The following is a 23,932-nucleotide window of genomic DNA, read 5'->3' on the forward strand; positions in this document are numbered from 1 at the left end:
TAGTAGTGTTTATTATTTAATAATATAAAGTTGTAAAGAAATGGATTCCATAGAATTGGCATGCGTAAAAATCGTAAACGAGCCTTTTCCTCCCGGAGCGATCGAAGCCGGTTTATTCGTCCCTGGCTCAACGATCGGAAGATGAAGCTCTGTCTCGCCTTTTTCCGCTTCTTTCGCTGTCAAACCTATCGGATGACCATTCTCGCTCACCAATAAGAGTTCAGACACCACCACATCCGAAAGTCCATCATTCGCATACTCAACCGTAATAGGATTCGTTGTACTAAAACGGACACTGGAAGAAGCGACAATCTTTGTCAACAGTTTATTCGGACTATCCTGTACCACCGTATAACCCGATTTCATTTCTTTCTTTACGCCTCCATTTTTCTCGATCACCACATCATACGTACCAGTCGCTAGCTCATTCAAATTAAAAGTAACCAAGGCCTCCGATGTGTTTTGGAAATAAACCGCCTCTGCCGGCAAGAGCTTTCCATCCCGCTTCAAGCGATAATCCATAATACTATCAAACTTGGCACCCATTACCGCAGAAGTAACCGAACCGCCATTTCCTCCTTCCGGTTTATCCATACGGGAAATACCAAACTGAAGCAATTGGGAAGACAACGTCATTCGCTTTCGTTCCACTTCCGGACGATCCCCTCCCAAAGTGAAATTACTCTCGACACCAGAAACAAACTCTTGCTGTTGGGCCAGTATATAATACGAACCTTGTTTCATCTCCGCAATCAAGATTTCTTGATACGGATTGTTCGGTTGGGCAGAAGAATAATCATATTCGGTAACGGTCGCCACCTTGTCATGAGCCGTAAACAAACTAAAGCCTTTTTCCGTACCATCCGCCTCCAGATGAAGCAACAAAGATTCTCCTGGCTCGGCAGTCAACTTGAAAAAGCCTTGTCCGTCCACCGTCACGCTACTACCTACCGCTAAATCATGGAAACCTACCTTACAAACAACGGCAGCCGTAGCAGCATTATTAGTATAATCCGTCTCTTTAATCGCATTGAGCTGGTTCGTACGGATGATCACATAATAACTTCCCGGTGTTACGGAATTGATAATTCCGGTAGCAGTCCGCTTCACGCTTTCTCCCGGTTGGATAGAAACAGAACCGGACACCGTACCAACTAACATATCCGACACATCCCATTCCTCATCCTTCGACAGATAAACAGCGTCTTTCAAATCTCCTACCGCAGCATATAGATCTCCATTTTGTATCGTCCAGCTAAGTGAAACCTCATCGCCTACCGTATATGAAGAAGGAGCCGTAACCTCTTTCACCGTCAAATCCGTAGAAATAGAGCCCGGAGATAGTACCGAGACAAATGCCTGCATCACGTTATTTCCCTTCTCTTCCCCCTCATATAGAAGATCATTTTGATCCACTTTCAAGAACAAGTTATAATTCCCCACATATTCTGAAGGGACCTTAAACGTGATCGATCCCTTGTAAGAATCACCGGAAGCCAATTTTTCACGAACCTGTTTTCCACTGATCGCATCCGTCAATGAGTTTGCTCCCGTTAAATAAACTTGGTCAGTCCACTCTTCGATCCGGGTATCACCGGCACCCTTATTTTCCACTTCATACGTTAACGTAGCATTCTGTCCTGCTACAAGTGCGGTAATCTGCATATTCTTTATCCGCAAATCCGGTAATGGTGCCGATTTCACGAGGATAGGAACCCGAAGCATATTATCCGCAGAATTAGCATCCGATACATACTCTCCTATTTTTGTCTCAAATATCAAATGGGTAGCCGCAGCATACTTATCTGGTATAGAAAGCGTAGTCTCCCCTTTATACAAACCGCCAATCTCCAAGGAAGTTCCTTGTATGGTTTCCAATAATACACGCCCATTATCCTCTAAATAGATGGAGGTAGTCCAAGAGGAACAAGCCTCTTCTCCTAAGTTTTCCACTCCCCAAGAAACCTTGAAATCAGTTGATGTTGTCAGCAAAGAAGTCGGAGCGAAAACAGAGAGAAGCGATAAATCCTGTATCGGTGTCACGATTGGATTTCCCTGTTCATCCATTATCGGATTACCATTTTCATCCGTTTTATAACGGGTATACTGAATAGTCATTGCCGTAGACGTATTATTTATTATTGATTTTTCCGGCAACAATCCATCATTATTTACTTTCACGGAAAGTTGATATTTTGTATTATCCGGCAAAACGGGGACATACAATTGGGTCTCATACGTAGTAGAGGCTCCTTTCTTCAAGGAAAGCGTATGACTAGCCGTCACATTACTTATTTCCATCCCATTTAGATCAGAGAATTGGATGAGATCGGAAACCGTGAAATGTTCCACATCAGCCCCATTATTTTGGATTGTCCAAGAAATTGGATAACGGCATCCCGCATTCAATACCTCAGGAATAGTTACATTCGTAACCGTTAAATCCGCATGTTCCACTTTCAGTGTCGAAGCGGAACGAATTACGTTATTCCCAAGATCGCTGTCTGCAACCCGACCGTCACCATTTACCTTTATATAAATATAATAATCACCATCCGTCAAATCCAAGCAAGAAACAGACCCGCTTATATCATATTCCTCTCCACGTTTAACAAACCCATAATGTTGGATCTCCCCTATTTTCTTTGCGGAAGCATCTAATGCTTCGCCATTCCGGGAAGCAAATACATAATCCGTCCAATAGGAAACATCCGTATCCATGAGCCCAACATTTTTTCCTTTACCCTGTATCGCCAATGGAGCAGCACTTCCCCCTCCGGAAGGTAAAGTCACCGAAATCGCTTGTATGTCGGAAGTCGGTGAAGCTATCACATGAAGAGTCTTCTCACTTACTGTCATATTATTCTCACTCAACGCATGCTCATAGACCTCATTATACGTATTTGTCTTTACAAAAAAGTAATAATCTCCACTAAAACCCGCAGGAACCGTAACCTCAAAAGGCACTGTATATTGCTCATTTTTGCCCAAACCGCCTTGATGGTAGATCTTATCCAACGATTTTGCCGTTGTCTCATCAAAAACATTAGTTGGACTAATGAAAATCTCATCATACCAAGAGGCATCTGCTTTTGTCGCGGCTCCTCCCTTATTTACGATCGTAGCCGCAACCATCACTGATTGACCGGACAAAGAGTTATCCGGAGGGATAACAGACAACACCTGCAAATCCGGCAAATTCGGGACTTGAATAGAGATCTTCTTATAAAAGAAGTTATCACTCCATCCTTTTTCTTCTCCGGCCTCTACCACATTACCACCCCAGAAAGATGCAGTTAAATAGGGATAAGGCGTTCCTGTTAAAGAAGGAGTATAAGGATCCGGGATTACGTTTCCGGCCGGAGACCAATCAATCGTATTCATCCAATCTATATCCGCAGCCACCACCACATAGTAATCTCCGGCGATACGCTCATCAATTTGGAGTTCAGTTGTATTTGAATAAAACTCCCCGGAAGAGAGAGCCTTTATATTCGATACATTTTTTAGGGGACTATCAGATATACCTCCTGATAAATCAGAAACCAGCCAAATACAATCTTTCCAAGTAGCCTCCCCTGTACTTTCCTTTCCATCATTCTTCACTGTCCAAGAAACGTTTAAGGTTTGTCCGGCCCAAGCCTCTCCACATTCAATGCCCGTCACGTGTAAATTCGCCGTAGGTCTGATCGTGAAAGTTGATATTTCACTCTGGCTATTAAGTTTCCGGTTCCCGTCATACCCTTCCACTTTCCAGCAATATCGATTATCATAATCGCAAAAAGAAGAATTCTGATAACGAATCGCTTGAAAATTGGATACGACAGGTTTCGAAGGTTCCGGATCACCCTCTTTCCATAGATATATGTCATAACTTTTTGTAAGTTCATCTCCTTGCCAAGAGAAAACAACTGTTGAAGAAGATAACAACGCGTTATTTTCCGGAATGGTATTCTTGATCGTTGACATCATCCGGATAGAGAAGCTCAATACATTCTCAATGGATGCAGCCTTAAAGCAATCACCTTCCTCAAAGACGACAGATACATTATAATCCCCCGCCGCCGTCGGAGCCTCCGTAGATCGATTGCCTTGTTTATCCACATAGTAAACGGTATAGGCACCCAATCCTTCTAAAGCGTCAAACACGATCGGATGCGGATTACCGTCATAATAAAATACACCTGAAAAATCTTTGATAGTCAAATCAGCTTTTTCCACCTCTTTTTTTACGATCTCGAACGAAGCGGACACTTCACCTTTATAGTTTCCACAGCCTTTCAGGGTAACCGTTGCCGTTCCTGGATATTTATTGTTGGTGTAAACAAATATGTAATCAATATTTTCTTTCAAATCAGCATACTTATCGTCTACATATTGGACTGTCGGCGTAATCTCTGCTCCGGTATAAACAAAGTTGGTTACAGGTAATGTAAGATTACCGCTAAGTGTGGTCGGTAATATATTGAATGAAACGATGTTCTCACCAATCGAATAAGGATAAACTCCTTGTACATGAATAGAAGCTTGTCCCGCATTCACGTTGTCAGAATAATAATAAGTGTATTGCTTATCCGGCTCAAGTGTAACCGAGCTTTGAGGATCCCTGAATACAAGGGATGGCAGCGTAATGGGTTTACCCGTATATTCTACCTCTTCAAGACCATTAACCAACAAAGAAGAAACTTCTTTATAACTTGTTGTATAAAAAGGAGAATAAGCTCCCGCTTGATCCTTGGCGCAAACCCGGATCGTATGAACAGGCAAACCGGAGGCAAATGATACAGTGAAGGTCTTATTGATCTCTGTTTCGGAGGCTAAAGAGTCCGTCAATTGTATCCAAGTACCATTATCTATCGAATAATAGATTACCCCTTTATGAGCTGCCGGACTGAAATAGGTACCAGACAATGTATACTGACGAGAACGAGACACCTCATTCCATTGAATAGTATCCTTTGCTGATATATCCAAATTTTGAACCATTGGCAAAAGCGTCACGTCACCAACTCCGATCAATACAGAATAGACAGTCGTACTATTGGGAGGCAAGACTTTATTTTTCCAACACCAGCCCAAACCACTATCGTATGACCCATTTTCTTCGTAAAGATTATCGCCTGTCTCTACATAGTTTCCAACAACCTGTTCTAAATCGGAGTTCAGATAATAATAGCCAAACCAATAATTATCCACCGGAACAACACCATCCATTCCCGATCCTAATAACAATACTAAAGAAGATGTAAATTCTGAATGATCGTAAGCCATTTGTAATCCGTAGGTGGTACCATCCAGATAATTCTTACGGGTAATTGGGGCACGATCGTTATTACCAATCATTACATCAGCCCGACTGCCTAAAGAAAACTTTTTCTCTGTATCATTTGCATTCGTTACAACATAATTAAATTGCGCAAGCCCATTGTATTCTTCTAATGTAATTTTCACAGTCACTCCATCACTGATCGTTCCGTCAAGGCTATTAATATTAATGGCCCTATTATCATCCACTTTCATAGCACTACTGTATCCATAGTCTCCATACGTAGAAGAATAGTATAATTCCGAGAACTGCCCGATAAGATCTATCGACTCTGAATTTTGCTTATAATATAGAGTAGAGTTACCCAATTGAGTATATCCATAAGGAAGCGAATTGGAGAGAGAGCGTAACACTCCTTTCTTTTTAGGCACTGTTTGAGCATCACTTTGAGAAGAAAATAAACCCATACAGAAGATACAAAACAAAAGTTCACACATCCTCCTTCCGAATTGTCGCAAAAGCGTAAATAGTAATTTCATAAGCATTTATATTTGTTAATTGTATTCTAAGCTATCACTTCTCTCTAAATTTCTCTCTAGCTTTATTAAATTTTATAAAGAAAAACATTTTTATCTTTCAGCACAACCCTCCAAGTCCATCTAACAGATAAGCGTCCGATTTCCACGGATAAAGTATTATTTTTCGTGTTCATCCGTTTACTTTTTGCAAAGAAACATTCTTATTAAATTGCAATAATCTTGCCTTTCATACCTATCAGTATCAAATCTCCACCAACAAGGGGAGACTTATTGTATATTTCTACATCCCCCCTTGTTCTTTGTTGGATGACTTATAGAAAACACGTACGTGTTTCCCTAAAAACATGTACGACTTTTCGCAAAAACACGTACGTGTTTTACCCAAAACATAATCATACTTTTAGGACACTAATGTTCAGCGACTTACAAATCCATACAATCGCAGGCTTATTGTCTGGAATTCATCTTGGAATACAGTGTATTACTACTTAGCCCCGATCCATATTGGGTGAAGTGATATTTGACACAGTTACCCGGTTATTTTATTGAATTACGAGAAATTTCAATTCGTAAACCTTATCTTTGCCTCCTTAGTTATATAGGGAACAACACCGTTACATTATATATTATGTCACAACGAAAAACAAGTATCATCATATTCCTCTGCCTCTTCGTATTTGCGGTATACGCTCAATACGTACCCGATATATTGGGGAATGGTTATTTACGCCGTACCTTCCAGATGCCGGATGACTATGAGGGGAAGGTGGTTTGCACACTGGTCAAGAAACCTCAACTGGATAGCGTAAAACAGGCCGTGCTGTATATCCATGGCTATAATGACTATTTTTTCCAGAAACAATTAGGGGATAGCGTAAACGCTCACGGATATAATTTCTATGCGATGGACTTGCGGAAATACGGACGTTCGATATTACCCAATCAAAACCCGTTCTTTTGCAAGAGCCTAAAAGAGTATTTCGCTGATATCGATACCGCTTTAGCCACCATCCGGTCTGAAGGTAATGAACGGATATTATTAATGGCGCATTCTACAGGCGGATTGATCACACCTTATTATTTGAATAGCAAGAAAGGGGAGTTACCGATAGACGGACTTATCTTGAACAGCCCTTTTCTGGATTGGAATTTCGGATGGTTTATGGAGAAAGTCGTACTGCCAACCGTTGCGTTTGTCGGGAGGCTATTCCCGAATCTTACCGTACAAGGACTGGGTGACCCGAATTACGCTTATAGCTTGCTTAAGCAATATAAAGGAGAATGGGAGTTTGACACGAACTGGAAAATGATATTCGGGCATCCGAAAAAAGCCGGATGGATCAAAGCCATACAAGAAGCGCAACAGACGGTACAAAAAGGGTTAAAACTGGATTGTCCGATACTAGTGATGTCTTCCAACAAATCTTTTCCGGAAACAGAGACATGGCATGAGGAATACATGACCTCCGACATCGTCTTGGATGTTCAAGACATTCAAAAATACGGGGAGAAACTAGGAGACAAAGTCACGAGAGATACCATTCCAAACGGCATCCACGATCTGATCCTATCTCAAAAGCCCTATCGGAACGATGCCTATCAAACTATATTCGAGTGGTTAAAGAAACAATAATGGTTGCACCAAACATATAAATCCTTACCTTTGCGCCCAGACAAAACATTTATATATACATGAAATCAGTGCGATCAATTTTTATAGGTCTGACTTGTCTGGGGATGGCAACGGCTAGTTTCGCTCAAGAAGAAGAGACAACTCCGGAAGCGACTACCTACAAGGCCGAAATATTCGGATCGGTAGCTAGTGGCGACAATACCCCTTTCTGGATGGTTAGCAATCGATACGGAATTGTTCCTTTGGAAGCGAATAACGGATATTTGAATGCGGGAGTATTCCATAATCAAACTTTTGGCAAAGGTTTTCGCTGGGGAGCCGGATTAGACGTAGTGGCCGCAGTTCCTCGTCATCGCAATTTCTTTATCCAACAAATATATGCCGAGTTAGGTTACAAATGCTTGCTATTGAGTGTAGGAAGCAAGGAACGCTATAATTCACTTTGGGATCGTTGGCTTAGCTCGGGCGATATCGTACAATCCGCCAATGCCCGCCCGATTCCGGAAGTGAACATCAGTATTCCGGAATTTACCGTCGTTCCTTTAACGAAAGGCTGGATGCAAGTCAAAGGAGACTTTGCCGTCGGTCGTTCTTTCGATAAGGATTATCTGGCTAACTTCACAAACAATAAGCAGACTTATGTAGATAACGTTTTATGGCATCATAAATCATTATTTGTACAGATTAAGGATACACGCAATGACTTCCCGTTATCCGGTGTAATCGGAGTACAGCATTGGGCACAATGGGGAGGAACCTCAACCAATCCTAAGATCGGAAAGCAGCCTCAATCCATCAAGGACCTTATCCGGGTTATTTGCGGCAGCGAAGGTGGTGGCGACGCAACAGTCTCCGATCAAATCAACGTACTGGGTAATCATTATGGCTCTTACGATTTCAAATTGGCTTTTACACAACCTAACTGGCAAGTATCCGCCTATTACCAACATTTCTTCGAGGATAAATCCGGTATGATATTCGTAAACAATACCGACGGATTATGGGGAGGACAATTGGATTTACCAAAATTTCCGTGGTTGCGTAAGGTGGTCGTGGAGTATCTGGTTACAAGAGACCAAAGCGGACAGTTCCACTTCATCGATTTTGATCACGACCTACATCCCGGCGTAGGTGGCGGTGGTGATGATTATTATAACAACGGAGAATACACTACCGGAGCCTCTTATTTTAACCGGGCGATAGGTTCTCCTCTGATCACAAGCCCAGAGTATAACGAGGCCGGTTCATTAGGATTCAAGAACAACCGTGTTCGTGACTGGCATTTCGGTGCTGAAGGCGCTATCTCCTCACAAGTATCTTATCGGGTATTAGTCACCGTGATGAATAGTTGGGGTAGACATGTCACCCCTTTCCTTAGCAAGAAAAGAGGAGCTTCCGGACTTTTAGATATCTCTTATCAACATCCCCGTTTATCGGGATGGGAATTTACAGGGTCTTTGGCAGCTGATGCCGGTTCCATGTTCGGCGATAACTTCGGATTCAGCCTGAAAGTAGCGAAACGTGGCATCTTGAAAAGCTGGAAATAATAACCTAAATTATTTATATTCTTCCCACAAGGCAGATGCTATGATTTCTTGAGTCTGATCAGCGAACGCTTGCATTCCTTTGTGGGAAGTGTCTATATTCTCGGTAGAAACCGCCGGATGGATCACCATCTCCATCCGATGACGATGGACATTCAACGACCCGATCGGCAAAACATCAAACGGCCCGTTTAAGGTGATCGGAATAATAGGCAAATGCTGATCCAGAGCCATTTGGTAAGCCCCTTTCTTGAAACGAATCATTTTTCCGGTATACGTACGCGAACCTTCCGGGAAAACAACCACGGAAGCCCCGTTCCGAAGACAACGCTCCGCCTCCAAAACACTACGAGCGGCAGCCTTCGGCGTAGAATTATCGACAAAGATAAAACCGGCCGCACGGCAGGCGGTCCCGACAAATGGAATTTTAGCGATACCCGCCTTCATCACCCACTTAATGGGAACGCCTAAGAAACCATATATCAAGAAAATATCAAACGCACCTTGATGATTAGCTACGAAAACATACGATTGTTTCCGGTCTATATGCTCACGCCCTTTTACCGTCACCGGACAAAGCGCCAGATAGCAAGTCAATCGAGACCAGATCATACCCGGATAATAAGCGAAGATTTTCTCTCCCCCCAATAGACAACCGATGATAACCGTCACAGCCGTAAGTATAGTCAGTACCAGAAATACAGGTACAAAAAACAGCCACAAATAAACTATGTAAAGTATTCTTCCCATACGTAACTATATTATAACACAAATATAGAAGCTAATTTCAATCGTTTCATTATTTTTCTCCGAAAATATTTTCACGATCGGGTTATTATTGCTTTATTTGCGGTAGAAAAGAAAATAATTATAAAATATCTATAACCATGAATGAGTTAATTAAAAATCTAGGAGTGATCGTACTCATTATTGGTGCGGCAGTTTTGGCTGTACCGTTTTTTACCGGTGGTATGACAAATAGTATTCTACTTACAGGTCTGGGATTGGTTCTCCTTGGCTATTTTGGTCATATCGTAATCAACAAACGAGTAGAATAATACACGCTACTTAGATTTAAAAGGAAATGAAAAAGGATGTGCCTCATTGTTTCGCACATCCTTTTTTGAATCATCATGCAAATTGAGAGATATGCCCAAATCGTTATTGAGTTCCCCATTCCTTGTTTGGTTTATCGCTAAGCCATAATTCCAAAAGGCCACCTTGCTCAAATACGGTATGCGGCAATTGATATTTATGATACATCTCTCCGTTCAAAGAAGCTTTCTGGATATAACAATTCTTAGGGGAGTTATCATGTACTTTAATCTTAAACTCGTTCCCTTTATAATACCGAGAATCCAATCGAATCGTAATCTCATTGAAAACAGGGCTTGTAATATCATACATCGGATTATAGGCAGAGCCTCCATCCAAACTGAATAATCCCATAGCCATCAGTGCACTTATTCCAGCCATCTGTCCTTGATCTTCATCATTTTCGCCGTAGCCTCGCTCTGGCGTAATATCACCATAGGTCTGTTTAGCGACCTGACGCACCCAATATTGAGTCAGCCAAGGCTTTCCTACATGTGAGAAAACGTGCGCATTCGAGCAACCGGGTTGATTGGCATAACTAACATAACTAGACAGGAATCTTGCATTTTTCGACATCTCAAACACATAATTCAATTGAGTAGCTAAGCTGTCATTACCTCCCATCAAACGAGCCAATCTTTCAATGTCATGAGATAATCCAAAAGTAGCCTGCCAAGCATTGGCTTGTACAAACCCACGCTCGGACAAAGGATCCAAATGGACCCACTCTCCTGTTTCTTTTCTAGGCATCATCAACCTCAAATCCGGATGCCAAGACGCAGGCCAGCCCAAGGAACGATTTCTATAATAATTATAATCCTTGAGTTTTCCCATAGCTTTCGCCATTTCTCCCAAAGCCCAATCCTCAAAGGCCCATTGAATAGTCAAGCCAGCCTCTTCTGGGCAATATCCATGTTTAATATAGAACTCCAACTCTTTATCCATATCAAAGGCAAGCATACCACCTTTCTCATGATTCCTTTTCATAGCCGCATATCCCTCCTTGGGCGACCATTTATGAAATATCCCCCGCTGATAAGCGGAAGTAATCAAGGAGGTAGCCGGACAGCCCGTCATAATATAAGTATAAGACCCTATGGACGGCCCACGAGGTAATAGACCTCCATTCTTGTCATATTCGATAAAAGAAGCGGAAAACTCGTCTAGAACAGAAGGATACGCCAGTCCCCACAACGTGTTTAAATTCCACTGTGTCAACCATAGAGCATCTGAATTATACATATGAAACCTTGATTTTCCTGTTTTATCTTTAGGCAAAGTCCGTACTTGGAATTTAGGAGCAATCGTATGTATCCTTGTTTGTTTTCCAATACGTTCTCCTCCGGACAAATAATCCGGATACTCGCCATTGCTATCATCTATCTTATGGCGCCCCAACAATATGTGCCACAAATCGGTATAAAACTTGGTCTTTTGCTGAAAAGAACCACCTTGCACATCAATTTTTCCCAACCACTCATTCCAAATACGCTCGGACGCACTCTTAACTTGATCAAAATCCCAATGTTTACATTCCCGCTCTATATTCTCACGGGCGTTTTCCTCACTCACATAAGAGATAGCGGTCTTCAACAACAGCTCATCACCAGCCTTAAAAGATCCAAAACAAGCTTCTACGCCAGAAGAAGGAGATTGTTTAAAAGAGGACTTAGGCACGGTAATTAATTCGGAAGAACCCGTAAAATGTCCAACTCCCATTTCCTTCTTATCGCCCACCCAACCATTCAATGCCTCGATTGGCTTATTGAATTGAACGACAAAATACACTTTCGCAACATCCACACCGCCCCATACACGACCGGCTGTATCAAAATATCCGGAGATCTCCGTATCACTCACTTTAGTCACATGAGCATTCAACAAAGTAGAAGTAGCGATATGACCTCCCAAGTTCACCAAGACCTTCGCCAAACCATCTTCCGCATACGTAAGACGATAAAGCCCCACTCGATCCGTAACGGTCTGTTCCACCCATATCTTGTAGGAATCCAAAAATAAACGATGATAGCCGGGTTGAACGATCTCACCCTCATGGGAGAAAGAAGAACGCCAAGCCTTATCCCCCCCACAGACATCTACCTCGTCTTTTACTGGCATCAGAGACAAGCCAGAAATCATCCAATTATGAATTTGCGGAAAACCTAATACCGTTGTAGAGTTATAATTATAACCTCCTCCTCCCTGATTGATATTACGGGTTAACGGAGCGGAACTGATCATTCCAAAAGGCAAGCTTCCTGTAACAAAGAAAAAATACCGCCCCTTAGCCGTCTCGATATACGGATTAACCCATGAGACATAATCTGTATAAGATTCCGGTGCGGGATAAACCTCTATCTCAGACAAACCTAAATCTCGTCCTTCCCCATCTGTCGCCTGAAAACGAAGCCATTCTATTTTTTTAGTCTCAAACGTCACCACTTTCGGTGCTCCATCATTAGGAATCTGGTTGACCGTGATTGAGCTTCCATCGCTAAAGAACAACGTACCGGCCGCCGTATGGCTGTCCTTATCTACCCGATCATATAATATGACTTGATTCGTATAAATGGGCTCTTCCCAATCCAATTGAATCCAAGGATAGGGATACACCCGCCCCCGGAAGTCCAACTTTGTTTTAGCGACCCACTCTCCTTTTCCTGCAATACGAATCACCTGATCCACTACATTCTCACAACCTTGTTCCTGCGTTAACGCAGAAGAGCAAGAGACTTTCGCCAAAGAAGCGATATTATGGGGAGTCGCAGATAGCTCACAGCAAACAACCCAACTCAACAGATATAAAAGAAATCTCAATTGTTTCATCTCTATACAAAAATAATAAAAAAGGCAGCCCCAAACGGGCACTGCCTTTTCTTTCAACCATTCATAAAACTTTAATAACCCGGATTCTGTTTCATTACCTCAGCACCACAAATATCTATAACAGATTGAGGTATAGGAAAATACTCATGCTTCCCTTTTACAAAGCGAGCATTCTGCAAGTGGGAACGGAATGTTTTTTCTTTCTCAAAATACACATTGAGAACCTCATCCGCAATACCCCAACGCACTAAATCAAAGAAGCGGATACCCTCATGAGCCATCTCTAAACGTCTTTCCATACGCAATGCTTGCACAGCCTCATTTTTCGACTTAAATGGCTCGGTATAAATCTCCACCTTATAATTAGCGGCATCTTGCGACTGATCATCCCACAGCTTGACATGCTGTGTATTCTTTGCACGCTCCCTAATTTTATTAATATACTTACGTCCAGTCTCCAAATCACCGGTCTCGATAGCGGCCTCAGCTCTCCACAACAGCAAATCCGCATAACGAATCACGTAAAAATTCAACGCATTCACATATGGCCATATCGGAGAGTAATGGGTAGAGTTCAACGATACCAAACGTTTCTTCGGACTATACGGGCCATATACGCTAGCCTCTCTTGGAGTCCAATCATACACCTGTACATCCATAAACGGAATATTTGGCCGAGCCAAGGTATGATCCAAACGAACATCCACATAGTCGCTTTCCGCTACATCCTTACCATCATTATAAGGCAAGCCGTTTTCATTCGTCTTATAAGCATTTACCAAATTCTGAGTCGGCCGCAAGAATCCATAAGTTGGATAAGGACCTCCCGGCGGTAACAAACGATCGCCATAACTTCCGTTTTGATTACTGGACGCTCCATCGTTAATAGATAACTGAACCGCAAAAATAATTTCTGAGTTGTTATCATTCTCCGGCAAGAACACTTCCCTGAAATCAGGATACAGCGTATATTTCCCGGACTGGATCACCTCATCACAAGCACTTAGGCACTCTTTCCATTTCGACTGATATAAATACACCTTAGCCATATAAGCTTTTGCCGCCATTTTGGTAGGACGTCCATAATCTGATTGGCTTTCTGGCAAGACTTGATAAGCGGCAGAGAATTCCCCCAAAATCTTTTCCCATAGCTGGTCGGACGTAAACTCCATATTCGATTTCGTATGATACTCATTCGGATCAACCACCGTCTCATCAATCCAAGGGATCAAATTATAGATGACTTTCAAGTTGAAATAATAGTGTCCTCTCAAGAAACGCATTTCCGCCAAACGTTGCTCTTTGTTCTTTACCGTACTATTGCTCAACAAACGAATCGCTTGATTACAACGCTTTACACCCTCATAAAGAGCAGCCCAACGAGCCTCAAAATCGATACCCGTCGGATTGGCATTAAAGATTTCCATCAAGTGAATCTGGTTTTGGTCACCGGTACCTCCACCCCCTTTATAGGCATCGTCAGATACGACATCCCCAAACTGCCAATTCGAACAACCGGAGTTGATCGCATCCGAAGCATAATATCCATCCAATACCGCATAAGCACCTATCACGATTCCCTCTATGTTTTCCTCACTTTCTACCTGCTCGGGCATAAATTCCCCTACAGGCTCCTCAGAAAGAAAAGAATCGGCACAAGAGCACATCACTAAAGCCGCAACAACTAAACTAACTATCTTTTTCATCGTACATCAGATTTTCAATTAAAAATTAACATTAACTCCTAAGGTGAATGTCCTTGGCAACGGGTATACGCCACGATCAACACCCATATCCAAATTTCGGTTCTCGGAAGAATAGCTCTGTAAACCCACCTCCGGATCAATACCATTATAGCCCGTTATCGTAAACAGGTTCTGTCCTTGTAAATAAATATAGGTACGTTTCAATTTCAATTTAGATGCGATCCGATCCGGCAAGGTATAACCAATCTTCAAATTCTTCAAACGAACGAAGGAAGCGTTATGAATATAATAAGTAGAAGGCCGGATATTATTATTCGGGTCATCCAATGTTACACGTGGTATATCCGTATTCGTATGATCCGGTCTCCAAGCATCCAGAATCGTAGAGTTTTTATTATACTGAGCTTGATTATAGAACTCACCCAAATAATTTGTCAAATTATAAACCTCGTTACCAAATACCCCTTGGAAGAACGCACTTATATCAAAGTTCTTATAATTGAACCCAAGCGTTAGACCCATACTGCAATCAGGCAGCGGGCTACCTACAAAATCACGATCCTCGCTATTGATTACTCCATCACCGTTCAAGTCCTTAAAGCGGATATCGCCAGGTTTAGCGTTCGGTTGCAACAGCTCGCCCTTATCATTCTTATAGTTTTGGATCTCTGCGTCGTTTTGAAACAAGCCATCTGCCTCATACACGAAGAAAGAGCCGATCGGTTGTCCTACCGCCGAACGAGAGGTCTCTTGGTCAAAGTTTCGTCCATGAAGTTCGCTGCTGGAAAGACCAATATAATCCACGCCATTCAGCTCTGTCATCTTATTCTTGATGATAGAGAAATTATATGCTACAGAGAAGCCAAAATCTTGATTGATCTGTTTCTGATAATTCACCTCCATCTCAAAACCCTTGTTATTCATCTTTCCGACGTTATCCCAAACCGTCATGTTCGTTCCTCCGATCGAAGCTGGTAAGGCTCTACGCCACAACAAATCCTTGGTGTCCTTATTAAAGAAGTCCAATGTCAAATTCAAGTCACCGCTTAAAAAACCTAAGTCCAAGCCAACATTGGTTTGAGTGGTCGTCTCCCACTTCAAATTAGCGTTACCATTACGAGTCTGCACAAATCCTAAATCCACAGAGCTTTGACTTCCATCAATCGGATAATTCGAGGTAGATGAACTACTCTTATAGGAATCGATCGTTGCGTAAGAAGGAACATCTGAGTTACCATTTTGTCCCCAACCGACACGAAGCTTCAAGTTATTGATAGCCTCCACATCAAAGAATGGCTCATTACTGATACGCCATCCCACCGAAGCGGCCGGGAAGTTACCCCACTTATTATTCCCCAAACGGGAAGATCCATCCCGACGCAAAGTGAAAGCGACCAAATAACGATCGTGATAATTGTAATCGATCTTGCCGAAATAAGAGACCATGCTATACTCCGTGGCAGACCCTGAGTTCTTTTGGGTTCCTACATCGCCCGCATCCAAGAAATGGAAGTTAGGATCATCCGAAGGGAAACCATCTCTCGAAGCCGTAAAATACTCATACCGGTTTCTCAACGACTCCAGACCCAACAATGCATTGATCGTATGATCGCCAAATGTCTTGGTATAGTTCAAGGTATTCGTGAACACCCAGTTGAAGTTCCATGCATTCCGGTTAGACAAACCACTTAATTTCTCAGAAGCGTTGATCTCATCATATTTAGGGCTAAAAGAACGTCTGTATAGATTATTATAGTCTGCACCAAAAGAAGTCTTGAACATAAATCCGTCAAACAAGTGCAGCTCTGCGTACAAATTACCCACCAAGCGGCTCTTCTTATCCTTGTTATCCTTATTTCTATGCAACTTTCCCATCGGGTTAGGAATATCCGAAAAGACATTTCCCGCATATTCATCCTCCAAGTTCTTCACCGGTGTGATCGACTGGAACTTATAGGCCTCATACAAAGTTCCTCCCAACGCCGCATTATTGGAGACACTAGTACCCCAAGAATGAGAAAGAGAAATATTCTCCCCGATACGAAGATGGTCATCGAACAATTTATACTCGGAATTAAAGCGACCGCTCACACGCTTGAAATCGCTTAACTTCACCAATCCCTGCTGATCATAATACCCCAAAGAAAACAATTGATTGGATTTCTTATCGGCTTTCGTGAAGGAAAGGTTATAGGATTGAACGATAGCGGCACGCAAAATCTCATCTACCCAATCCACGTCATCAGAAGGAATCTTATGATCTTTATCCAGATATTCGGGCACAACCGCTTGATCACCGTTTCCATAAACATCGTGTGAAGGTGTCTTTCCGTCGTTTTTCATCGCTTGCCACAACATATCGCCAAATTGCTGCGCATTCAACATCTTCAATTGTTTAGCCGCTTTTTGTACACCGAAGTACGCATCTAAATTCACATTGAATTGTCCTTCTTTTCCCTTTTTCGTATTAATGATAACAACACCATTGGCGGCACGCGCTCCATAAATAGAAGCAGAGGAAGCATCTTTCAATACTTGCATGGACTCTATATCATTCGGATTCAAGAAATTGATTCCCCCATCCACGGGAATACCGTCAATGATATAAAGAGGGTCATTGTTACGAATCGTACTATAACCACGGATACGGACAGCGACACCACCACCCGGCATATTATCCGGCATCACGTTCACGCCAGATAATTTACCTTGCATCATTTGGTCTACGCTGGATACCGGTGTATCTTTCAAGTCATCGATCTTCAAGACCGAAACCGCACCCGTCAAGTCCTTTTTACGAGAAACGCCATAACCTACCACTACAACCTCGTCCAAGTTTTGCGAATCCTCTTTCAAAGATATCGTCAGATCCGTCTTCGAGCCCGGAGTCAGCTCCATAGACAAATAACCGATATAAGAAACTACCAGTACCGCATTATCAGGTACTTCCAACGTGAAACGACCATCAATATCCGTGATTGTACCAATAGAGGTTCCTTTCACCAAGACATTCGCACCAATGATCGGTTCTTGACTCGGATCCAATACGACACCCTGTACCTTACGGCCTTGTTGCTGTACGACAGGAGCGGACTCCACCTTACGCGACAAAATGATTTGCCTATCCACAATCTTGTATTCGACCCCCATATTGTCGAAAACCTGTGACAAGACCACACTTATATCCTTATTGCTAGCATTCAAACTGATAAGACGGTTCGTGTCTAGGACATGATTGGAATACAAGAAAGAATAACCAGTCTCCTGTTCGATCCGATCAATCGCTTGTTCTACCGTTGCGTTCTTCAACGACAAGGAAAGTGTCATTCCTTGCGAAGAAGATGTTCCCGCATATAGCTGGAAAGCTGTCAAAAATGTAAATGCCGTACTAAGTTTCAGTATACGGCCCGAATTAGGTAAACACCGCGCAAGATTTCTCTTACGTAAATGAAATGTGCTCATGAGCATACAGATTTAATGATTACACAATATATTAGTATAGATTTCCAATTATCTTTGATAAACATCGATCCTCCGGCGAACAAACGAGGAATCCAGACGTTGCGAAGGCTCTCGTGATGTCCATTCGATAGGAGCAGTCTGTTTCAAATAATCCAAGATCTGTTCCAAAGTCTCCGTAGTAAAGGTCGCCCGATATTTATACTCCGCATTCCCGCTCTTATGCAATACGATCTCCACGTTATATCGTTTCTCCAATCGTTTCAACACCTTATCCAAAGAAGTATTCCGGAAAACTATCCGTCCTCCTTTCCAATCCATTTTCTCCTCCAGGTTGGCCGCAGAAACACTGAAAGTACCGCTCTCCTTATCCAATACCGCCTGTTTGTTCGGCTCCAATCGGATACGTTCATCATTCCGGATCACGTCAATCTTTCCTTTTTCCAACACGGCCTCTATAAAAGGTTCGTCAGCATAGGCATTGACATTAAATTTTGTTCCATAGGCCACCACCCGTAAACCTTCGGAAGTTGATACACAAAAGGGATGTTCCGGATCGGCCTCCACCTCGAAATATCCTTCGCCGGAAAGTAACACCTTGCGCTCTTTCTCCTCGAACACCGACGGATAGGTCAATTTACTACCCGAGTTCAACCATACGACAGACTGGTCTGGCAACACAAACCGAGTAATCGTTCCGGGCAGGGAGTTAACCTCAGCATAAACGACAGGCTGGGACTTCTCGTCATATCTTGTGGCATAATACAAATAGGAGAAAAGTAACGAAGAAAATAACAACGGAAGCACCAATATAACTGCCGCACGAGTAAAAAGCAGCGACAAAGTTCGTCTGACAGCTTGCCGCCCTACCCGACGTTCCATTCGTAGCCATGCCTTTTGCACGTCAATCGACCGATACTCTAATATGTCCTCAGACAAGGCTTTAATTTCCTCTACCTGACGTGACACACTTTTATGTTCTACCTTTCTTTCCATATATTTTCTTCCTTTACTTATAGAGACACACTCTAAAGAAAAACACGACAGCGAAAATGAGTTTTTTTAATTTTGTTCTCTTCAAAAATATATACCTTTGCCCCATCATGGAAAGAAATCATACCAAGGCTATTAATGTCGATTTACTTTTAGAACAAATTACGACTGAAGATAATAGGCTCGCCTTCCACCGCTTATTCGAGTTATATTATCCGGCACTTTGTATGTACGCCAAACGCTTTATCACAGATAAGGAAACAAGAGAAGATATCGTGCAGGACGTGTTTTTCGCTATTTGGGAAAATCGCAGCCGTATCTCAGTAAAGACCTCCGCACGTAGCTATCTCGTCACTTGCGCCAGAAATCACTGCTTAAATTATCTGCAACGCAACCATGAAAGATATTACGAATCGCTCATCCAAGAACAAATCCCGATCTATGCGGAAAGTAGTGAGGAACTCTACACATGGGAAGAACTGCAAACGTTATTAAGACAAGCCCTTGACAAGCTACCGGAGAACTATCGGCTCGCATTCGAGAAGAATCGTTTCGAGAATAAGAGCTATGGAGAAATCGCAGAGGAAATGCAAATATCCATACGAACCGTGGAAAGATACAAGAACAAGGCAACAGAACTTCTAAAGACAGAGCTAAAAGATTACCTACCTCTATTTATCGGCTGGCTTTTTTAACAGGAAGGGGTTCCCCCCTCCCCTTCATAGTCGTTTATCGTTGGTCCAACCAAATCTTTACCCCCTCAAGTAAAAGCTGGTTCTCATCAGCTTTCTGGGTAGAGAGCCGTAGATAAGTCTCATCCAAGCCCCGGAAATTCGAAGCGTCACGGATCAAGATTCCGTAATTATCTAAAAGGAATTGCTTTAAATCAGCGGCTGTACCCTTCTTCAAACGGACAAGGAAGAAAGTCGTAGAGGTCGGGATTACCTCCAAGCCATCCAATTTACTTAATTGGTAAATAAAATCCGCGGTCTCACGCTGCCATTTACGGATCGGCAACGTAAATTGCGCCGGATGGATCAAGATATATTTACTTGCCTCGATAGCGATAGCATTTACCGACCAAGGTATGATATACTTGTTCACTTTCTCCGCGATCTCCGGAGAAGCGACCAGATAACCGATACGCAAGCCGGGGATATTATAAGCCTTCGAGATAGACTGGACAAGGATTAAGTTCTTATGCGTTTTCACGTCACTCGGCTTTAGCATGTCTTCCGTCGTAAAAGCCACGTATGCCTGATCAATAATGAAGGTAGTCTGCGGATTCGCTGAGATCAAACGGAGAAGCTCCGTACGGTGGATCAGCTTTCCATCCGGATTATTCGGATTACAAATCCAACAGAAATCCTGTCCCTCCAAGGATAACTCTGATAAATCGTCCGATGTCGGGAAGAAAGAGATCTCATGCTCATGCAAACGGCAAGCGTCCTCATATTCAGAGAAAGAAGGAATAGCGATCATGGATTTCGCGCCTCGCCAAGCTTGCGCTAACAAATAAAAAGCGGTGATCGAACCATTCGTCACTACGATATTCTCCTCCTTGATCTCATACCGGCGGGCCAACAATCTTTTCAAGGTAGCGGCATCCGGCTCCGGATAACGAGTCAGCTTATCAAAATGCTCGATCAAATGTTCCTTCAGTTTATCTAAATTAGCTCCGTGCCACACATTCGAGCTAAAGTTTATCTTTACCTCGTTCTTTGCGTTATAAAAATCATCACCGTGTCCGTATAACATATACCTGCTTTTTAATTAATACCTTATCTGTTAAAACTGTCACAAAATTACGAATCTTTTTGGCTTTTCCTATCAATCGCCTTATAGATCGCATCCTGTATGCGAGTACGTATATCAAGCGATCCCAGTTTATTATTTGCCCGGCTAGGATTCACCCGGTTACTCAAAAATATATAAATAAGCTGGTTATCCGGATCTATCCAAAAACAAGTACCCGTAAATCCTGTATGTCCATAGACCGAGGCGGGAGCCAAAGCCCCACAAGGCGAGGCTTTCGGATTACCAATCACCGGCTTATCAAATCCTAGCCCTCTACGGCAAGTCGGGCTCTTGCTTTGTGTAAACAAACGGCTGGTTTCCAGAGAAAGATAGCGCTCGCCGCCATAAGTCCCTTGGTTTAGCATCAATTGGAGCACCTTCGCCAAATCATTCGCGTTCGAAAATAATCCGGCGTTTCCAGAAACACCCCCTTGAAAAGCGGCCGCCTCATCATGCACATATCCGCGAAGCAATTGACGGCGGACAAATCCATCTTGCTCCGTAGGTACAATTTGCAAGGTATCCATTCGCTTCAACGGATTATAAGTGGTATGCCAAGCCCCTAACCCGCTGTAGAAATCATCCCGAAGAAACTGGTCCATCGGAGATTTCATCAGATTTTCCACCATCATTTTCAGCATAATGAAATTCACGCAACTATATACGTACCTACCTCTCGTACCCAAACGGGATTTCTTGATATCTTGAAGGATCGTATCTTTAAAGGAATCACTCACATAGAAATTAAGGGCTACCTCAGTCGTAAATCCGGGTTTCCGTGTATCTGATACTATATCCGGAAGATATTTAAAATCATTCCGGACATACGTTTTAGCGTCAAAACGAACCGGATGCGTAGCGTTCTTCGCCGAACTATATAAACTGCCTTTATAACTATCCTTATCAATGGCATCCAGATAGAAATTAATAGTTGGAGTCACTCCCGATTGATGGTATAGTAACTCTTTTATCGATAAATCCTTTTTATTAGACTCCTTCAACTCCGGTATAAAATCGGAGATCTTATTGTTCAAGGTGAATTTCTTCTCATCATACGCTTTCATGACCGCCAATAAAGTTCCCGCCGCCTTCGACGCCGAGGCCAAGTCATAGACCGATGACTCCGTGACCGGCTGCCTACTTTCGTAATCAAAATAACCGAACGATTTATTATAGATAATCACGCCGTCCTTCGCCACCAACACTTGGCATCCAGGATAAGCCTTCTCATCCAATCCCTCTTTAACGATCGACTCAATTACATCCAGACGGTCCGGATTCGCTCCCACCTCTTCCGGCTGGTGATACCCCAAACGAGTCTTTTCCGTAAAAATACCGGTACCCGCATAATACAATCCCGGAATCGAAACCGGAAGTTTCCCTTTCGCCGCAATACCACCGAATATCACTTGGGCCGCATATTCCTGCGCTAAGGGAGTGCCCTCGTAAGCCAACACGACCGCCTTCGCCTTCTCGATCGACTTCTTATATTCCTTACAAGCATATGGTAAGGTAAAGAAAGCATAGACCAACTCTTTCTTCGCGGCCAACTGCCTCAACGCTAAACTCTCGGGAATGCGAATCGTATGTACGCCACAAATGATCACGTCGTATTTTTGCAATTTATTATAAACCTGCTGGACTTGGGCAGCCGTAGAACGCCGTCCGATGCTAAAGCAAGCGATCGAATCATATTCGCCCAGCATTTTCTGGAATTCATTACCAACCCCGTCTCCAATCGAGAGTGCCGCGATCTTTTTCTTATTCAACTGTTTAAGAGGTAAGATTGTATCCTCATTCTTCAAAACGGTAATAGCCTCCGAATTCAATTTCGCCGCCATCCATGCCGCATGCGGAGAGTTCAAACGTTTCGATAAGCCTTTTGTTTCGACCGGCTTATAGGCATTCAATCCAGCGATATATTTGTACCTTAATATTTTCAAGCACTTGGCCTCGATCGCTTCCAGATCCAATACCCCTTCCTCGATAGCCTCTTTCACGGCCGTAAAATCATTGATTGGAGCGGCCGGAGCGAGCAAGATATCATTCCCCGCAAGCAAAGCCTTCACCGAAGGATTATCCGTTTTCTTTGTGGAAGCCCCTTTCATCGCTAAAGCATCCGTAAAGCACAGACCTTGAAAACCGAGTTCTTTCTGTAATAGATCCGTCACTACCGCCTTAGAGAAAGAAGCCGGCTTATGACTTTTGTCCAATGCCGGAACATAAAGATGTCCCGTCATTATCCCGGCGAACCCATCATATATATAACGTTTAAAAGGAAGAAGTTCCACGCTATCCAAGCGGGCTCGGTTATGGCGCACGACGGGTAATGTCTCGTGCGAGTCCTCAGAAGTATCTCCATGTCCAGGGAAATGTTTGGAGACAGACAAGATGCCCGTACTTTCCAATCCTCTTGCGTAAGCAATACCTTTCTCCGCCACAGCCTCCGGATTCTCACCAAACGAACGCAGGCCGATCACGGGATTATCCACATTGCTATTCACGTCCATATCCGGAGCGAAATTTATATGAATTCCCATTTCCCGGCACTGCCGTCCCACCTCTTTTCCATATTCCTCGATCAAGGCATTGTCCTCGATAGCGCCTAGCATCATATTTTTCGGGAAACGGGTGGTTCCGCTTAATCGCATGGAAAGTCCCCACTCCCCATCCAAAGAGACCAACATCGGAATCCGGGAAGCCTTTTGCAAACGATTGGTCACCTCCGCCTGCGTCACCGGATCCCCTTTATGGAACAAGATACCCCCGATCTTGATCTCGTTCACGTAACGCATGAGCCGTTGCATATTCCGGTTATCGGATTTAGGATTCGCTATAACCATAAATAACTGCCCGATCCGTTCATCATAACTCATAGCGTCAAACACGGAATCAACCCAATGATTCATCTTTTCCTGATCCACCGAACGATAAAGGTTCGGAACGGTTTGAGCTCCACCCGATAAAAGGGAAATACAACACAAAAGCAAGATACCAATCTGTCTCATCACAACATTATCATTATTACTCTCCAAAAATAAGAAAATATCGCAATAGTAACGTGAATTGTGATA

Annotated in this window: 12 protein-coding genes; 4 read left to right on the plus strand and 8 right to left on the minus strand. The window is 43.0% G+C overall.

Features of this window, described 5'->3' with window-relative positions; all coding sequences use genetic code 11:
- Positions 1-12: 12 nt before the first annotated feature.
- On the minus strand, positions 13-5,805 hold the full coding sequence (locus ACESPU_RS10560) for a CARDB domain-containing protein (RefSeq protein ID WP_158595471.1): 5,793 nt from the start codon (positions 5,803-5,805) through the stop codon (positions 13-15).
- A gap of 628 nt (positions 5,806-6,433) precedes the next feature.
- Between ACESPU_RS10560 and ACESPU_RS10565 the strand changes: the two genes are divergently transcribed.
- Together ACESPU_RS10565 and ACESPU_RS10570 are read left to right on the plus strand one after the other, a co-directional pair.
- The gene (locus ACESPU_RS10565; RefSeq protein ID WP_195603242.1) at positions 6,434-7,438 is read left to right on the plus strand and encodes an alpha/beta hydrolase; all 1,005 of its coding nucleotides are present in this window, start codon (positions 6,434-6,436) and stop codon (positions 7,436-7,438) included.
- Positions 7,439-7,497: 59 nt separating this feature from the next.
- On the plus strand, positions 7,498-8,985 hold the full coding sequence (locus ACESPU_RS10570; protein ID WP_057326829.1) for a capsule assembly Wzi family protein: 1,488 nt from the start codon (positions 7,498-7,500) through the stop codon (positions 8,983-8,985).
- 9 nt (positions 8,986-8,994) lie between these two features.
- Here ACESPU_RS10570 and ACESPU_RS10575 read toward each other — a convergent pair whose 3' ends face one another.
- A complete protein-coding gene (locus ACESPU_RS10575; protein WP_005867165.1) occupies positions 8,995-9,732 on the minus strand; it encodes a 1-acyl-sn-glycerol-3-phosphate acyltransferase in 738 nt (245 codons plus the stop codon).
- Between the two features lie 137 nt (positions 9,733-9,869).
- On the opposite strand from ACESPU_RS10575, the gene ACESPU_RS10580 reads away from it, so the two are divergent.
- The gene (locus tag ACESPU_RS10580; RefSeq protein ID WP_005854067.1) at positions 9,870-10,040 is read left to right on the plus strand and encodes a hypothetical protein; all 171 of its coding nucleotides are present in this window, start codon (positions 9,870-9,872) and stop codon (positions 10,038-10,040) included.
- 103 nt (positions 10,041-10,143) lie between these two features.
- Here the strand turns inward: ACESPU_RS10580 and ACESPU_RS10585 are convergent, their stop codons facing one another.
- The 4 genes from ACESPU_RS10585 to ACESPU_RS10600 form a co-directional block, all read right to left on the minus strand.
- Positions 10,144-12,903, minus strand: a complete 2,760-nt coding sequence (locus ACESPU_RS10585; protein ID WP_036618462.1) for a GH92 family glycosyl hydrolase — start codon at positions 12,901-12,903, stop codon at positions 10,144-10,146.
- Positions 12,904-12,974: 71 nt separating this feature from the next.
- On the minus strand, positions 12,975-14,609 hold the full coding sequence (locus ACESPU_RS10590; protein WP_087342423.1) for a RagB/SusD family nutrient uptake outer membrane protein: 1,635 nt from the start codon (positions 14,607-14,609) through the stop codon (positions 12,975-12,977).
- A gap of 18 nt (positions 14,610-14,627) precedes the next feature.
- Positions 14,628-18,077, minus strand: coding sequence for a TonB-dependent receptor (locus ACESPU_RS10595; RefSeq protein WP_034532058.1), 3,450 nt, complete (start codon positions 18,075-18,077; stop codon positions 14,628-14,630).
- Between the two features lie 42 nt (positions 18,078-18,119).
- Positions 18,120-19,064 carry a FecR family protein gene (locus tag ACESPU_RS10600; protein ID WP_022191762.1) on the minus strand — a complete coding sequence of 315 codons (945 nt, stop codon included), beginning with the start codon at positions 19,062-19,064 and terminating at the stop codon, positions 18,120-18,122.
- A 107-nt stretch (positions 19,065-19,171) separates the two neighbouring features.
- Here ACESPU_RS10600 and ACESPU_RS10605 point away from each other — a divergent pair, with 107 nt between their 5' ends.
- Positions 19,172-19,756, plus strand: coding sequence for an RNA polymerase sigma-70 factor (locus tag ACESPU_RS10605; RefSeq protein ID WP_008773734.1), 585 nt, complete (start codon positions 19,172-19,174; stop codon positions 19,754-19,756).
- 34 nt (positions 19,757-19,790) lie between these two features.
- Here ACESPU_RS10605 and ACESPU_RS10610 read toward each other — a convergent pair whose 3' ends face one another.
- Positions 19,791-20,819, minus strand: coding sequence for a histidinol-phosphate transaminase (locus tag ACESPU_RS10610; protein ID WP_121772212.1), 1,029 nt, complete (start codon positions 20,817-20,819; stop codon positions 19,791-19,793).
- Positions 20,820-20,866: 47 nt separating this feature from the next.
- Positions 20,867-23,866, minus strand: coding sequence for a glycoside hydrolase family 3 N-terminal domain-containing protein (locus ACESPU_RS10615; protein ID WP_373133367.1), 3,000 nt, complete (start codon positions 23,864-23,866; stop codon positions 20,867-20,869).
- Between the last annotated feature and the right edge of the window lie 66 nt (positions 23,867-23,932).

The organism is Parabacteroides sp. 20_3 (assembly GCF_964238835.1).
GTDB lineage: Bacteria > Bacteroidota > Bacteroidia > Bacteroidales > Tannerellaceae > Parabacteroides > Parabacteroides distasonis.

Bases quoted from the DNA above. Each gene is read 5' to 3' on its own strand.
- ACESPU_RS10615 (WP_373133367.1), bottom strand. From the start codon at position 23,866: ATGAGACAGATTGGTATCTTGCTTTTGTGTTGTATTTCCCTTTTATCG.
- ACESPU_RS10580 (WP_005854067.1), top strand. From the start codon at position 9,870: ATGAATGAGTTAATTAAAAATCTAGGAGTGATCGTACTCATTATTGGT.
- ACESPU_RS10590 (WP_087342423.1), bottom strand. From the start codon at position 14,609: ATGAAAAAGATAGTTAGTTTAGTTGTTGCGGCTTTAGTGATGTGCTCT.
- ACESPU_RS10610 (WP_121772212.1), bottom strand. From the start codon at position 20,819: ATGTTATACGGACACGGTGATGATTTTTATAACGCAAAGAACGAGGTA.
- ACESPU_RS10565 (WP_195603242.1), top strand. From the start codon at position 6,434: ATGTCACAACGAAAAACAAGTATCATCATATTCCTCTGCCTCTTCGTA.
- ACESPU_RS10595 (WP_034532058.1), bottom strand. From the start codon at position 18,077: ATGCTCATGAGCACATTTCATTTACGTAAGAGAAATCTTGCGCGGTGT.
- ACESPU_RS10585 (WP_036618462.1), bottom strand. From the start codon at position 12,903: ATGAAACAATTGAGATTTCTTTTATATCTGTTGAGTTGGGTTGTTTGC.
- ACESPU_RS10600 (WP_022191762.1), bottom strand. From the start codon at position 19,064: ATGGAAAGAAAGGTAGAACATAAAAGTGTGTCACGTCAGGTAGAGGAA.
- ACESPU_RS10605 (WP_008773734.1), top strand. From the start codon at position 19,172: ATGGAAAGAAATCATACCAAGGCTATTAATGTCGATTTACTTTTAGAA.
- ACESPU_RS10575 (WP_005867165.1), bottom strand. From the start codon at position 9,732: ATGGGAAGAATACTTTACATAGTTTATTTGTGGCTGTTTTTTGTACCT.
- ACESPU_RS10560 (WP_158595471.1), bottom strand. From the start codon at position 5,805: ATGAAATTACTATTTACGCTTTTGCGACAATTCGGAAGGAGGATGTGT.
- ACESPU_RS10570 (WP_057326829.1), top strand. From the start codon at position 7,498: ATGAAATCAGTGCGATCAATTTTTATAGGTCTGACTTGTCTGGGGATG.